This window comes from Leptolyngbya boryana PCC 6306, assembly GCF_000353285.1.
In the GTDB taxonomy this organism is placed as follows: Bacteria; Cyanobacteriota; Cyanobacteriia; order Leptolyngbyales; family Leptolyngbyaceae; genus Leptolyngbya; species Leptolyngbya boryana.
The window spans coordinates 575,769-589,905 of record NZ_KB731324.1; the positions used below are offsets into that span (position 1 = coordinate 575,769).

11 protein-coding genes are annotated in these 14,137 nt (G+C 47.9%); 5 read left to right on the forward strand and 6 right to left on the reverse strand.

What is annotated here, in order from left to right; genetic code table 11:
• The first annotated feature begins 59 nt into the window (after positions 1-59).
• From LEPBO_RS0102730 to LEPBO_RS0102740, 3 genes are all read left to right on the forward strand, one after another.
• Complete coding sequence (locus LEPBO_RS0102730; RefSeq protein ID WP_017285998.1) at positions 60-1,496, forward strand: hypothetical protein; 1,437 nt, start codon at positions 60-62, stop codon at positions 1,494-1,496.
• A 165-nt stretch (positions 1,497-1,661) separates the two neighbouring features.
• Positions 1,662-2,021 (forward strand): helix-turn-helix domain-containing protein, encoded by a 360-nt coding sequence (locus LEPBO_RS0102735; RefSeq protein WP_017285999.1) that lies wholly within the window; start codon positions 1,662-1,664, stop codon positions 2,019-2,021.
• A gap of 25 nt (positions 2,022-2,046) precedes the next feature.
• Positions 2,047-2,613: an IS630 family transposase gene (locus LEPBO_RS0102740; protein ID WP_017286000.1), complete on the forward strand. Its 567-nt coding sequence runs from the start codon at positions 2,047-2,049 to the stop codon at positions 2,611-2,613.
• Positions 2,614-2,663: 50 nt separating this feature from the next.
• On the opposite strand, the gene LEPBO_RS0102745 is transcribed toward LEPBO_RS0102740, so the two are convergent.
• From LEPBO_RS0102745 to prfC, 6 genes are all read right to left on the reverse strand, one after another.
• Complete coding sequence (locus LEPBO_RS0102745) at positions 2,664-4,487, reverse strand: ShlB/FhaC/HecB family hemolysin secretion/activation protein (RefSeq protein ID WP_017286001.1); 1,824 nt, start codon at positions 4,485-4,487, stop codon at positions 2,664-2,666.
• 396 nt (positions 4,488-4,883) lie between these two features.
• Positions 4,884-5,762: a hypothetical protein gene (locus tag LEPBO_RS35945; protein WP_017286003.1), complete on the reverse strand. Its 879-nt coding sequence runs from the start codon at positions 5,760-5,762 to the stop codon at positions 4,884-4,886.
• Positions 5,763-5,862: 100 nt separating this feature from the next.
• Complete coding sequence (locus LEPBO_RS0102760) at positions 5,863-6,318, reverse strand: RNA recognition motif domain-containing protein (protein ID WP_017286004.1); 456 nt, start codon at positions 6,316-6,318, stop codon at positions 5,863-5,865.
• Between the two features lie 314 nt (positions 6,319-6,632).
• Positions 6,633-6,803: a hypothetical protein gene (locus LEPBO_RS42765; RefSeq protein ID WP_154660819.1), complete on the reverse strand. Its 171-nt coding sequence runs from the start codon at positions 6,801-6,803 to the stop codon at positions 6,633-6,635.
• Between the two features lie 77 nt (positions 6,804-6,880).
• The gene (locus LEPBO_RS0102770; RefSeq protein WP_017286006.1) at positions 6,881-9,070 is read right to left on the reverse strand and encodes a zinc metalloprotease HtpX; all 2,190 of its coding nucleotides are present in this window, start codon (positions 9,068-9,070) and stop codon (positions 6,881-6,883) included.
• Positions 9,071-9,200: 130 nt separating this feature from the next.
• Positions 9,201-10,829, reverse strand: a complete 1,629-nt coding sequence (gene prfC / locus LEPBO_RS0102775) for a peptide chain release factor 3 (RefSeq protein WP_017286007.1) — start codon at positions 10,827-10,829, stop codon at positions 9,201-9,203.
• Positions 10,830-10,945: 116 nt separating this feature from the next.
• Between prfC and LEPBO_RS0102780 the strand changes: the two genes are divergently transcribed.
• Positions 10,946-11,293, forward strand: a complete 348-nt coding sequence (locus tag LEPBO_RS0102780; RefSeq protein ID WP_026148376.1) for a DUF4870 domain-containing protein — start codon at positions 10,946-10,948, stop codon at positions 11,291-11,293.
• A 409-nt stretch (positions 11,294-11,702) separates the two neighbouring features.
• Positions 11,703-13,853, forward strand: a complete 2,151-nt coding sequence (locus tag LEPBO_RS0102785; protein WP_017286009.1) for an FG-GAP repeat domain-containing protein — start codon at positions 11,703-11,705, stop codon at positions 13,851-13,853.
• The last annotated feature ends 284 nt before the right edge of the window (positions 13,854-14,137 follow it).

The window sequence follows — 14,137 nt, forward strand, 5'->3', positions numbered from 1 at the left end:
TTACGTTATAGAAAAACGTAATGAGGGAATTTTGAGGAAATCATGCAGAAACTGCGATTATGAATTCCCAATCCAACCTGACAGCACTTGCCCAACAAGGTGATACAACTACGGCAATTGCAACTCTGATCAATCAGCATCTTCACCCACAACAGATTGAAGCAAAGACAGTATTGAAAGATCGTTGTTTAAAGATTGTCCTTGAAGGCGCACAGACTCCTGATCAGCAGACATCAGTAGAATTCATTCGTCAAGAGATTGCCAAATTGCAGAATTCTGAGATTGCGATCGTCAAAGTTTTTGGCAAGCAAGCAGACGAAGAGTTTCCTGACTGGCAGGAAGAATTTCAGATCGCTTCAAAACCAAGCACTTCAATGTTTGGATCAATGTTTGGCGCGATCGCAAGTGCAGCAAGTGCTGTCACTGAAACAGCGACCCAAGTCGGAGGAAGCGTAACTGGAGCAGTGGTTGGAACCGCAGGGGCGATTGGGAATGCGGCAACTCAAACCGGGCAAGCGATAGCAACTGGCGCAGTTGGGGCAGGTGGCGCAATCGCCAATACAGTCATGCAAGCTCCAGCAAGTGTGGGCTATCTCGTTGATGTCGTGAGTGATAGCCCTTTGCTGAAAGAAGCAACCAAAGTGTTAAAGATGGATTTGGTGCTGGCATCCATTAGCCAAGTCGATGTTGTCCGAGCAGAGGCGCACGTTGCACATCTCAAAGAGAAATATCCAAACGAAAAGCCTTACAACATTGCTCATCGAATCATAGTAGAGAAATCAATCTACGCTGGGGGCACAGGCTTAGCCAGTAGCTTAGTACCTGGAGCCGCAGCTGCGGTCTTTGTTGTCGATTTAGCAGCAACCATGGCTTTGCAAGCGGAGATGGTCTATCAGATAGCCTGTGCATATGGAATGGATCTGAAAGCATCGGAACGGAAAGGTGAAGTTGTAACGATTTTCGGGTTAGCACTTGGTGGACAACATGCGATTAAAGCTGGATTAGGTTTGCTGCGGAATGTACCCGTTGCGGGAGCAGCGATCGGAGCAAGCAGCAATGCCGTGATGCTTTATGCGTTAGGTCATGCAGCCTGTCAGTTTTATGAGGCAAAAATTAGTCAAACAGCCCTGCCACCAACATTAGAAGACTTTCAATCCGCAGGTGAAGCATATCTAAAAGAAGGGATGGCTCAAGAAGTCATCATGGATCAGATTTTGGTGCATCTAATGGTTGCTGGGCAGCCGAACACAACCTGGCAACAGATTTTTCCAGACCTGAAGCAAATGAATTTTAGTCCCGCTTCTAACGAAGCGATCGCAGCCAATTTACACTCTCCACCTTCTCTAGAGACTTTGCTTGATCAAGTCAATCAGGATTTTGCTGTTTCTCTGCTCGCGCAATGTCAGAAAATTGCTCAGCTAGACGGTGTGGTCACTGCTGAAGAGGCAGAAATTATTGATCGAATCAATGAGAAATTCAAAGCTGAACTCTTCTAAATTTGCGAAGTATAAGTCTTGACTTCTTTGCTAAACGCCTCTACTCCCTAATGGTGATAGAGGCGTTCTCAGTTGTATATCTGCAAACAGCGATTCACTTACAGCGGTTTCTGATTGGGTCTGCCACAGAATGGGCACCTTAGCAGCAGTCATGAGGAATGAGCAATGCCTGCTGCCTACTCGGTCGATTTACGCCAACGCATTCTGGATGCTTACGAGGCGAAAGAAGGAAGTCAACGCCAACTGGCAAAACGGTTCAAGGTCAGCTTGTCGTTTGTGCGAGACTTGATGCGCCACTACCGAGAGCAGAAGACGGTGCAACCTAAACCGCATGGGGGTGGAGCCGTCGCAAAAATCGGTGTGAAGGAGCAAGCCCTGATTGCCGACTGGTTGAAACAGCAACCTGACCTTGTGTTGTGGGAATTGTGTGAGCGACTCGAACAAGAATGTGCTGTTCAAGTCGGCATCTCGACGATGTGGCGAGTGCTGGAGCAGATGAACCTGAGCGTCAAAAAAAACATTTAGGGCAACTGAAGCCGAAACAAAGCGAGTGCAAGCGCTACGTTTTGCATTCCGACATTGGAGCTTCAGCATTGACCTTCGCAATCTGGTCTTTGTCGATGAAGCAGGCATTCATTTGGGCATGACCCAAATGAATGGTCGTGCTGCGAAGGGAGAGCGAGTGCATGATGTCCGTCCACGCAATGTTGGACAAAACATCTCGTTGACTGGTGCCATTGGACTAGAAGGACTCATTGCGACAATGACGATTCTGGGTAGTGTCAATACCGAGGTCTTTGTCGTCTACTTGCTCGAAGTGTTGATCCCGCAACTTTGGGTCGGAGCAATTGTGGTCATGGATAATCTTCCTGTGCATCATGCTCAACGAGTTCGGCAAGCGATTGAATCTGCTGGCGCACAACTTGTCTTCCTGCCACCTTATTCTCCAGACTTATCTCCGATTGAGTGGTGTTGGTCGAAACTCAAGCAGTTACTACGCTCTGCTAAAGCCCGATCTTTGGAAGCTCTCAATCAAGCTTTGACTGAGATTGTGACTGAAAAAATCTCGGAGGAGGATGCAATCGCTTGGTTCGCTCATTGTGGCTTATTCATTTAGAAACCGCTGTAAAAAAAGCCTAATCTTCAGAGATTAGGCTTTGAGGCAAATTAGAACGGAGTATAGTTAACTGAGAAGTAGAGTCCTTTCTCTTGTAGCGATCGCTTATCGCCCCCAGAAGACGTAATTGGAATCCCCCAATCCAGTCGAACCGACATACGATCGCTCTGTCGCCAAATCAATCCTAGCCCTGCACCTAAGAGCGTATTGGATTCAGGATTTGCGCTGCCAATGTTCCAGCCTGTGCCTAAATCAATGAAAGGAGCCAGTTGGAAAGTTCCGAGATTACGCGATCGGGCAATCGGAAACCGAAACTCAGCCGACAACAATGCCCCACTATCCGTTAACAGTGCATCTTGACGGAAGCCGCGCACCGTCATTTGCCCACCCAAGCCAAACTGCTCCAGCGGCAGCATCGAATCGCCCGAAAGTTGCACATCACCCCGAACTAAGAACAAGGTTTCAGGTGCAACTTGTCTCAGCCATTGACCTTGCCCCCGCCAAGAAAAGAAGCGACTATCAGGAGCGTTCTCGTTCACGGTCGCATTCAGCCAGTTGAGTCCTAAGCTAAACTGCGATCGCAACGCAAATACATGCTGCGTACTCCGCTGTGTATACTCCTGGAAAAATCGCAGTGCAGAAACTTTCGTGCGTCCCTCTGAGTCTGCACCCGGAGACAGTGGAAAGCCACCGATGCCATCTAACCCGAGTTCTGTTTGGCTTTCTTGACGAGAGAAAACCAATCCGATCGCTAAATCTTTAGTAGGACGTTGAAGCAACGGTTGACGAAACCCAAATTCGTAATATCGCGATTTTGATTGAATATCAAGAACACTAAAAGGTTCTTCAATCACATTGTTACGACCGGAGCCATAGCTAAACCAGAGTGCCCCATTCCGGGCATTGACTGGGACTGTATAGTTTAAATCGATCGTATTACTGCCTCGCGTATTAGAGTAGCCAAACGTCAGCGCATCACCGAAACCTAGTAGATTACCTTCTCGCAGTTCTAACTTACGGCGGAAACTGCCAACACTAGGAGAGCGACCATTATCAAATGAAGTGCTAACGCTAAAACTATCTGCCTCTTGGACATCTACTTGCAGTAAGTTTGTGCCCGGGCGAACTCCCGATTGTAAATCCGCAGAAACGTTACTGATTCGTGGATCGAGACGAAGCTGCTGAAGATTTTCGAGCAAGCGAGCAACATTAAGCGGCGCACCTGCACCAAGCTGAATTCGCTTGCGAATGTAGTCTGCGTTTAATCGGTGGTTTCCATTGACTTTGACATCTTCGAGCGTCCCTTCCACAACTTGAACCTTGACAACCCCGTCTTCCATTGTTTGGGGTTCGATCAATGCGCCAGTGGTAGTGTATCCGCGATCCGTATAGAGCTTGGTGATGGCTGCTCGTGCTTGGAGCAGATCCGTAAAGGTAAGATCTCGCCCGACATAAGGAGCTGTTGCGGATTGGAAATCTTCGGGTTTGAAGATTGTGCTGCCTGTGATGTCAAAGCGATCGACTCGGAAAGTTGCAGTTGCAGTTTCGGTCGATTCTAGCTCTGGAAGCTTGGGTGCAGGGAGCACTTCAGGAGCCGACAATTCTGATGAGGATGTAGTTGAAGATGTAGTTTCGGATTCAGTCGAAGATGTAGTTGAAGGTGCAGTCGAAGATTTGGATTCGGTCGAACCTTCAGCAGGAATCTCAGCTTTAAGCTTTTCAAGATTTCTAGGGCGGGATGCTACGTTACCAACGTAAACGGCAAGGCTATCCGGTACATTTGCCAGAGCAATATCTTGGAAGCTTAAACCTGCCAAAGTCAGTACGCCCAGAAAATTCAAAGAAGCAAGCGTCCAGGGGGATTGGGAAGACATAGTAGTAACCTAAAGATGATCGACGGCGAAGCTGTTACCGGGATAGAAGTAGTATTCCCAGGAATAAAAGTCGGAAATCAACTCAAGGCTTTTACGCTACGATCGATTCCACAAATCCTCATCGGCAGGGAGTCTATACCACTAGAAAACCTTCCTGAGTCGAACGGTGGAAGGTTTAACTGTGTAATATTTTGTAAGTTTTTTAGGAAATTTCGGGGGCAGCGATGATGTTTTACCCGAAGACGAATCTGATTTTTAGGGCGAAGATTGATCCACGATCGAAGATTTTCGTTGACCAACGAGTTACAATCGTCGTATACGGGTAATTTCGCTTCGAGGCGGCTTTAACTCCTGAAATTCCTCAAACATTCCAAAGTCAACGCAATGAATTGGAATTCAATTCTTTGGATTTGATCCCACAATCGCCCGAAAATCCCGTTCCAGCGCGGTGATTTTATTTTGAGCTAGCCGACCTGCCAAAGTCGTTTTCGGCAATTGATCTAATGCATCGATTGCTGATCGCCAATCTGCTAAGGCTCTGGCTCGATCGTTGCCTAACGCGCCATTATCGATCATCCGAATCGACTCAGCTAACCTCTGATTACTCTGCTCAAACCGAGTCTGAGCATTCTTCTCCTGAAATAGCTTTGCCTCCATGCGAGCGACCGTTTGACGGGCTACTCGAAACTCATCCGTCGTAAAACTACATCCTGCCGCATTACAGTAATCCTCCGGATCTTCTAGCAGGGAAACTGGCAATTGATCTAAATGCGTCTGTGCAGCTTTGACTTTTTCAGCCCCGAATTCGTGATCTTCAAACGCAGTGGCTTGGTTTACCAGTTGATCTGCCTGCTCGATGAGCGCGATCGCGCTTCGATAGTGATGATGCATCGACATGTGAGTCGGCGCTAGTAAAAACGGAGCCTCTTTCAAAACGACGTTCCGAATCCCCGGAATCGGTAAATTGGCAACGCCGACCGTCCCTGCACCCAATACGAGCAACGCCGTTCCAAACTTCAGTCTCGCCCAAAATTTAGAGGCAGGACGATTAATCTTGGCTGCTTGAGAGAAAACTTTCGGATTCGCTTGAGGAATCAAATCACTGATCGCAGCTTGTAACTCTGATTCCATCACAGGACTGCCAGTTTGTTGGCGCAGCTTTTCCAAACGACGAAGGGCAAGTTCAGCTTGAACTTGCCCAATCCCATTAGCACCAAGACACCGACGAATTTCGGTCTGGAGGAGGTTAAATGCACGATCGTTCAAACGCTTCATTTCAAGCTAAAACCAAACCAATACAGGCTTTAGAATTCCCGCCCAGAAGCGATTGAAACGCAAGAAGAAATGACGCTAATCCTGGATCAGCGTCACTGACTTAAGAGTTGGTAGCTTGAGTCGCCAACATCTGTTTGAGTTTTTCCAACTCTTGTGCCCAACGTGGATCAGGTTGAACCGAATCCGAATCGCCAGCAGGAGTCGTCGAACGGCGAGCTTTGTTATTGTTATTGCCGCCTTTACTGCGTTTTGCCGAAGATCCACCAGCATTTGAAGCTGCTGCTTCAGGTTCATCTGCCTTATCTTTGGTACGAGGCAACGCTTTCTCAATCTTGATCGCGTTGTCTTTGATGCTGACTCCGTTGTATTTCTCGATGAATTGATCTGCCAACTCATCAGTTTTGACGGTGACGAAGCCGAAGCCACGACATTTACCCGTTTTACGATCGGTGATCAGCTTTGCCGTAACGCCTTCCCCTGCATCCGCAAATGCAGCTTCGAGGTCTTGACGGCTTAAATCTTCGGGTAAATTACCCACATATAAACGAACTGACATATCGAGACACCTCCAGACTTGGAATCCGAATTAAGAGAGCGCTAGGGCAACATTCATCTAAACTAACACTCTGCCGTGATGGGCGAAGGATACGGCTGAATGACATTTCCGTTACCTCCCGCAGCCAACTTTGCCGCAAGTTACGATCTTACCGAAAACCTCTTCCGATGGGATTCAAACTGAACCCGGAAAGTTTAGGAATAACCGATCGCACTCAGTAGACTTAGTGATCACTAGAGGATTACAGGATCAGTAACAAGGTTACTGTGTCCCTTCAGGAGATGCGCCACTCTTAAAGGTATCATGCTCGTCTGTCAGATTCGAGTAGATGCTGCAATTTCCCTCTTGAGTTCTATGCCTTCTTGGTAGATTGTGCCGGACTGCTCCATATTAAAAACCAGCCGATTGAAACGATCGACTGGTTCAGCTTGCTGTGTTGGGAGGAGAAAACCTGTTACCGAGAGTTTGAAGGGTCGATTTTGCATTCGACCTAGCCACATTCGGCGAGTTGAACTCCTTGCTACGAAATGTAACAGTTTTGTCGGGGAATTGCAACAATTCTTTACAGAATTTGCAGCAGTCCAAGTAGAATCGTAGCCATCGCGATCGCAACTGACCAAGTTTGATGCCCGCTTCGCAAGAGCGATCGACTATGCAGTGTTTCAACGTCAACCGAAGGCGTGGCATTCCGACGCAGCCAGCCCGTCACAACTACAGGTTGTCCGATTGGAAACCGATAGAAGAGATTGCCGATCGCGCCAAATTGCGAGCAGTAATTCAAGGGAATTAAACCGGATTCAGTTTGCAAAATTAGATCTTGTCCAAGTTGATTGCGAGTGCCAGTACGCCCGATTAATCTTCCTTCAAGACGAATTTTCGGGCTATCAATTGGAGTGAGCGTTGGCTGAGTCAGAAAGCGAATGAGATGAGTTTGTTCGGTCTGAGATTCAGGAAAAAATCGATTAAATCGCACTAGCATTCCTAGACCGAAGCCGATGAGTGAAAAGGCAGTAAATAAGCTATAGTCACTCGCAAGCCAATTGAGTTGATAAATGCCACGGCTATGGAGGAGATAAGCAATACTCCATAAGAGTAGTGCGATCACATTGCCGAGCATCAGTCCTAACCAAGGTGCAAGCTCAACAAGATTTCGCTTGCGATTCTCGACGACAGAAGAATCAATTTCAAACTCGGGTGTGATGTGCCATTCCTGACAATAATTCATGAGTTGATTGAGGCGAATTCCCAAGAGCGAATGGGACTGATTCAGCATAAGTTCAATGCGATTTCGATTCGCTTGTTCCCATTGAAATAGGGTAGAGATCGGAAGATGCTTGAATAAGCTGGCGAGTGTAGTAGCGCTGCGATAGCTGATTGGACTAAGTAACTCAAAGCTTTCTAGCACAGCAGGAGTTCGCTTTTCGTGCTGAATTGTTTCGTCAGTCGCGATCGCAATTTTGACTAGGGCGCGAGCTAATGCATTTGGATTGCCCGTTAAATTGCAAGCTTGGCGATCGCTATAGACAATTCGTTGTCTAGATAGCCACAATCCTGAGTAACGAAAAAGCGAAAAGAATCCATATGAAAGTGCAGAAATGATCGAAGCTACCGCACTTAAAACTTGAAACAATTTAGTTGAAAAAGCATTTTGAATCCGAATAGCTTTCAGTGAATCGCTCGCGATCGCGCACTGTTGATACAAGATGTAAGGAATTTGTAGCGCAACTGCAATCAGCGACATCCAGATAAAATCCCATTGAGCAATATGACCTAATTCATATCCATAAATTGCAGCAATTTCTTCTTCAGTTAAACTGTCGAATAATCCTTGACTCACGACAATTCGAGCGAATTTACGAAAACAGCCATAAGTAAAAGAGATTGGCGCTTGAGTTGGCAAAATCCCGAGTTTTGGCATCGGAACTTTTTGCTGTTGAGAAAAGCGTTGAAGTAATCGGTAAGATTCCGCACTATAACGAGTCAGTGCAGCAGTAGACAGAGGCTTGAGTCCATAAAACTGCTTCAGAATCGCATCTAAAATCCACGGGGAGGCAATGAAGGCAATGACGAGACTCAAACCTAAGCCTAGTGCAGGAACTTCGCCCTCTGGAATGAGTGGACTCAGATTTAACCATCGCTGCACCCGAAACCAAAACCAAGACGCTGCGATCGCGGCTGACCAGACCCCGTAGAGTGTGAGAAAAAGCATCACGACTGTGCCCATTTCTGCCCATTGCAGACGAGCAGGATTCAGGCGGCGCAAGGGTTGCCAGCGTTGTGCGCGTCCGGCATTTTGCCAAACATGCTGAGTTTTTTCGGGTTGAGCCAGCGCGGCTTGAGACGATGCGCTGCTAGATTCCTGGGTTTCCTGAATCGGCTGAACTTGCTGAATCGGCTGAGCTTGCTGCACTCGTTTTCGCCGCGTTTTCTGTTTCGGCTCGATCGGAACAAATCCTGTTTCGACAGGCGTGAGTTTAGCGATCGTTTGAGTTGCCCAAGCCCGTGCTTGTTCGTTCTGGCTGTGCTGGAGTTCTTGACAGAGTGCGATCGCGCTTTCGGTCTGTCCACTCTGGATTTTGGCTCGAATGATGCCAATTCGCGCCTTTAACGCATCAGGTTGATCGAGATCCGATGCAGATGCCAGAAATTCTGAAAGTTGCGCGATCGCGCCTGGGTAATTTTCGCTCTGAAGCGCTGCCAATCCTGCTTCTAGCCCTTCTAAACGAGAAGCCGATTCCGGAAAAGAAGACATAGTAGGATTCCCTAAAATACAGCGTTCTTAGAGTACCCAGGTAAAAATTTAAATTTCGGCTCGTGGCTTAGTCAGATGAAGGGGTGGAGAGTGGGGAGTAGGGAACATTCCCCCCCCTTCCTACTCCCTACTAAATCTCCACAGGTTGCTGCCCCGACACCACAGGCGCGATCGCACTCAATTTCAATTCCGGATGATCACCTTGCAATTGCTGACAATTCCACTCATTGCGGAAAAGCAACACAGGACGCTGCCAACTGTCCTTCACCGTGACCGTATTGAAAATTCGCCCGACTTTTTCGAGCGCTTCCCAGCCACCCTCTACCCAGCGAGCAACCGTGTAGGGCAAATATTCAACCGTTGTCTCCACGCCGTATTCATTCTGCAATCTGAATTGCACGACTTCCATTTGAAGCTGTCCGACGGCTGCGAGAATGGGATCTCGTTTTGCTTCATCGGCTGAATACATGATCTGAACGGCTCCTTCTTCCCGGAGTTCTGACACTCCTTTGCGGAATTGCTTGAACTTCGACGGGTTGGGATTTCTCAAATACGCAAATAATTCTGGCGAAAAGCAAGGAATCCCTTCGTATTCGAGCTTTTGACCGTTGTAAATCGTGTCACCGATCGCGAAAACGCCGGGATTATTTAAACCAATCACATCACCTGGATATGCCTCTTCAATGACTTCTCGATCTTGAGCAAATAGCTTTTGAGGACGAGACAATCGCACAGTTTTTCCAGTTCGAGCATGGCTGACGACCATATCTTTTTCAAACTTGCCCGAACAGACTCGCACAAAGGCAACGCGATCTCGGTGTTTCGGGTCCATATTCGCTTGCAGCTTGAAGACAAAACCCGAGAACTCCGGATAAGTGGGTTCAATTTCACCTTTTGTGCTCGTATGTCCACCGGGCTTCAAAGCGTAATCTAAGAACGAATTCAAGAATAGTTCAACCCCAAAATTCGTCATGGCACTTCCGAAAAAGAGCGGCGTCATTTGCCCTTTGTGAATTGCTTCTAGGTCAAATTCAGACCCAATTTCTTCGACTAATTCCAGTTCGTCTTTGAATTGGTAATACAGATCTTTCTCTAGCAGATCCTCAATATTCGGATCGCCCAAATCGATAACAGTATCGACCGCTTCACGGCTCCCATGTTTGCTGCGCTCGAATAAATGAATCTTGCGCGATCGCCGATCGAATACTCCTTTAAATTGATCGCCCATGCCGATTGGGTAATTCACAGCATAGGTTTGCATCCCCAGTTCTTGCTCGATTTCGTCCATCAGTTCAATCGGACTCCGACCCGGACGATCGAGCTTATTGACAAAGGTAAAGATCGGCAGCGATCGCATGCGACAGACTTCAAACAACTTGCGCGTCTGCGGTTCTAGACCTTTAGCTGCGTCGATCAACATCACGGCATTGTCCGCCGCCGCTAAGGTGCGATACGTGTCTTCACTAAAATCTTGGTGCCCTGGCGTATCGAGCAGATTGATCTGACACTGCTGATATTCAAATTGCAGCACAGTTGAGGTGATCGAAATACCCCGTTGTTGCTCCATCGCCATCCAGTCTGAAGTCGCATGACGTTGGGCACGACGAGCCTTCACCGCACCCGCTTCATGAATCGCACCTCCATACAGCAACAGCTTTTCGGTCAGCGTCGTTTTCCCAGCGTCGGGGTGAGAAATAATCGCAAAATTTCGTCGCCGTTCTACGGCTTCCTGCAATTCGGACTGAAGTTCGATCGACATGCTAGTGGCTCAGAGTTAGAGTGCGGGCAATCCCAATTCATAACGATATCTTAAAGCTAACAGCAAATTCGGTGGGATTGTCGCTAGATTCAAAAGCATCGAGTTTGATTCTCCTCATGCAATCCATCGGACAACAAAAACTTCTCTCCGCACTGTGTCACGGATCAATTTTCTTTAGTGCCACCCTCGTTTCCATCGGGATTCCTATCGCAATTTTGCTGATCACGGACGACTGGGTCATTAAAGACAATGCCCGTGAAGCACTGAATTTTCATATCAATTTATACGCATATGGGATTTTAGCAGGCTTGCTCGCTGCCACCGTTATTGGTATCCCGATTGCGATGGTTATCGGCATTGGACTTTTGATCTGTAGTTGGCTGTTTCCGATTTTGGCGATCGTCAAGGTGATTGAGCGACCTGAACAACCGTATAGATATCCATTTATCTTGAGACTGCTGTAACTTTACGTACGCTTTGCATTTACTTTGTGAAAGCTTGATGAAACCGACCGTTTAATCTCGGAGCTTTCCCCATAAAATAGTCGCCAGGGTTCAGGAAATCTACCACTCAGGATTGAGCTTGTCAGAGACGAGTAAATTTTAAGCGCGATCGCACGTAGAGGCGATCTTGCTCAAAGCCTATTTGAGGGTTGAGAAATACGGTGGCTAAAGTGTTCGAGCGGTTCGTCTACCCGGGTTGGGGCAAAATTTCGTGTGGAAACTCTCAGCAGCGGGAGGGACAACAATGAGTCTCGATCGTTCTTTGAGTACAGAGGCAATGATCCTTGGTTCAGATTCTATTCTAGAAAGGATATTATCGAGCCGAGCGACTCGATCCATCTACGCGAGAGCTAGCAGTTTTAACACTACAGTGACAACTAATCTGCTGGCACGCAATGTGACAACAGGCGCAAATCAGATTTGGTCGATCACAAGTTCAAGCCCAGTCGTGCGGAATGATTTACCGACTGAAGCCGATGCGAATTGGCAAGTTGCAGGAATCGCAGACTTCAATCGAGATGGGCAACAAGATCTCCTGTGGCGGAATTTTCGCACGGGAGCAATGCGAATCTGGCAGTTGGAGAATGGCACTGCTCAGACGATCGCACTAGATCCCGTCATTGACCTCAATTCGCGTGTTGCAGGATTAGCTGACTTTAATAATGACGGCTCCGTTGATATTCTCTGGCAGAATACTGAGAGTGGAGAAACTTCACTTTGGCTGTTGAATAATACAGCGATCGCACAGAAAACAGGGATCGCTTCAACGGGACCAGGGGGCTGGCGAATTCAGGGCATTACTGATCTGAATCTCGATCGCTCTCCGGATCTAATTTGGTATGACCTCAATACCGGACAAACCGCAGTCTGGACCCTCAACAATGGGGTTTTCGCCCAGGGATTGTATCTTGATCCTGCGCCTAGCTTGGATTGGAAAATTGCGGGCATTGGAGATTTTAACGGCGATCGCTTTTCGGATTTGGTCTGGCGGAATGAGACAACCGGGGAGACGCAGTTTTGGCTCTACAACGGCATACAGCGCGTTCAAACCACAGCAGGACGATCGCTCAGTTCTGATTGGCAATCGCTGAGTAGAACGGATCTCAATGGGGATGGAACAACCGATTTACTCTGGCGCAATTCATCAACTGGAGAATTATTAGGTTGGTTTGTCAGAAATGGCAGTGTAGCCGATGCCACAACCGTCTTCACAGAACCGAATCTAGATTGGCAACCGACCTCGACTCTCGAGCGCTCTGCTTCGCTCTTGGTCACGCCGACAACTTCAACGTCACGCACAGGCACACTGACCAGTGGCGGAACAATTGCGACCGCCGAGAATCAAGCTCCAATCTTTTCGCGCAGCGATCGCGTCGATGCTGGCAACACGAGCGATTTTTACCGCTTCACGATTGGTCAATCTGGAATCTTCACCGCGAGTTTGACGGGACTCACGGGCGATTCAGATATCCGGTTGATTCAGGATGTAAATAGCAATGGCGTGATCGATAGCGGCGAAATTCTCGCTTGGCAATGGGAACGCGGCACAGCGGCAGAATCGATTCGTCGATTTATCAATCCTGGGACTTACCTTGTAGAAGTTCTAAGCTACCGAAATCAAGCAGCGAATTACACCGTTTCGAGTAATTTTACGGCTGCTGCTAGTGATGATCAGCAGTTTCGGATTGCGCTGACGTTCGCCGATTCTCTAGCTGGATTAAATTCCGCTGCACGTGATGCAATTAATCAAGCAGCAAGGTTCTGGGAAGGAGTGATTCTCAATCGCACAGGCATTACGCGATCGAATACGTTAGACATTGCATTAACGGGTGAAAATCTTGTTGCCCAAGATGGCACTGCTGATACTGGCACATTGGCATTATCCGGACCAACGCTCACGCTAGACTCAGCAAATAATCTCGTGATTACCCGCGGCGCGAGTACGCTCAATACTCGGAAGATTGCTGAATTCAATGCAAATCCGATTTATTTACGCGACATCATGATTCATGAGTTGGCTCACGTCTTCGGATTTGGGACAATTTGGGAGCCGCTTGAATTTGCCTACTCAGACGGAACGCGGGTTAGAGCAGGTCAGACTTGGATCGATCGCACCAGTGCCACGTATCGCGCCAACAGTTATGCAGGAGCAGCCTATGGCGATTTGTTAGGCACGGGCACTGCAACTGCGGTTCCGATCGAGCCACAGGTCTTTTTCCACTGGGATGAGCGGCGGTTTGATATCGAGTTGATGACTCCGTTTGCGGAATCTCCGGGAGTCGCAATGCCAATGAGCAGCCTAACTTTGGGAGCGTTACGCGATTTGGGATGGAGCGTGAATTTTGGCGCAATTCAACCTTATGCGCTGCCCAATCTTGCCAGTGTAACGGCGAGCACGTCGCCGAATCCGGGTGGAGCAGCTCTGTTGAGCTACAAATGCGGCTGTAGAGGCTGTTTAGCAGCCGTACGGACAGAGATTCTCTCGCCTAGGTTGTCTGATCAGATTCAGGCAACGGCTTAAACCCCTGTTTAAAGCAAAATTGCCTTAAAACAAAACTGCCCCGAACTCAAATTGAGTTGCAGGGCATAGGGACAGTTAAACGCTAAGCCTATTATGGTCAGGAGTTAGCGAGATCTTCGGGAAACGAGGGACGGTTGTTGGAGTGTCCATTGAAGCGATCGTGATCGCTTCAATGGACACACACTTATAGATACCAGTGTGGGCTGGAGTCCTGAGATATACTTCTGCATCGTTGGTTTGATGTTTTTAGATCACCCTTGATATCTTTAAGAGCAGCGATTCAG

Bases quoted from the DNA above. Each gene is read 5' to 3' on its own strand.
- LEPBO_RS0102730 (WP_017285998.1), top strand. From the start codon at position 60: ATGAATTCCCAATCCAACCTGACAGCACTTGCCCAACAAGGTGATACA.
- LEPBO_RS0102735 (WP_017285999.1), top strand. From the start codon at position 1,662: ATGCCTGCTGCCTACTCGGTCGATTTACGCCAACGCATTCTGGATGCT.
- LEPBO_RS0102745 (WP_017286001.1), bottom strand. From the start codon at position 4,487: ATGTCTTCCCAATCCCCCTGGACGCTTGCTTCTTTGAATTTTCTGGGC.
- LEPBO_RS35945 (WP_017286003.1), bottom strand. From the start codon at position 5,762: ATGAAGCGTTTGAACGATCGTGCATTTAACCTCCTCCAGACCGAAATT.
- LEPBO_RS0102760 (WP_017286004.1), bottom strand. From the start codon at position 6,318: ATGTCAGTTCGTTTATATGTGGGTAATTTACCCGAAGATTTAAGCCGT.
- LEPBO_RS42765 (WP_154660819.1), bottom strand. From the start codon at position 6,803: ATGCAAAATCGACCCTTCAAACTCTCGGTAACAGGTTTTCTCCTCCCA.
- LEPBO_RS0102770 (WP_017286006.1), bottom strand. From the start codon at position 9,070: ATGTCTTCTTTTCCGGAATCGGCTTCTCGTTTAGAAGGGCTAGAAGCA.
- prfC (WP_017286007.1), bottom strand. From the start codon at position 10,829: ATGTCGATCGAACTTCAGTCCGAATTGCAGGAAGCCGTAGAACGGCGA.
- LEPBO_RS0102780 (WP_026148376.1), top strand. From the start codon at position 10,946: ATGCAATCCATCGGACAACAAAAACTTCTCTCCGCACTGTGTCACGGA.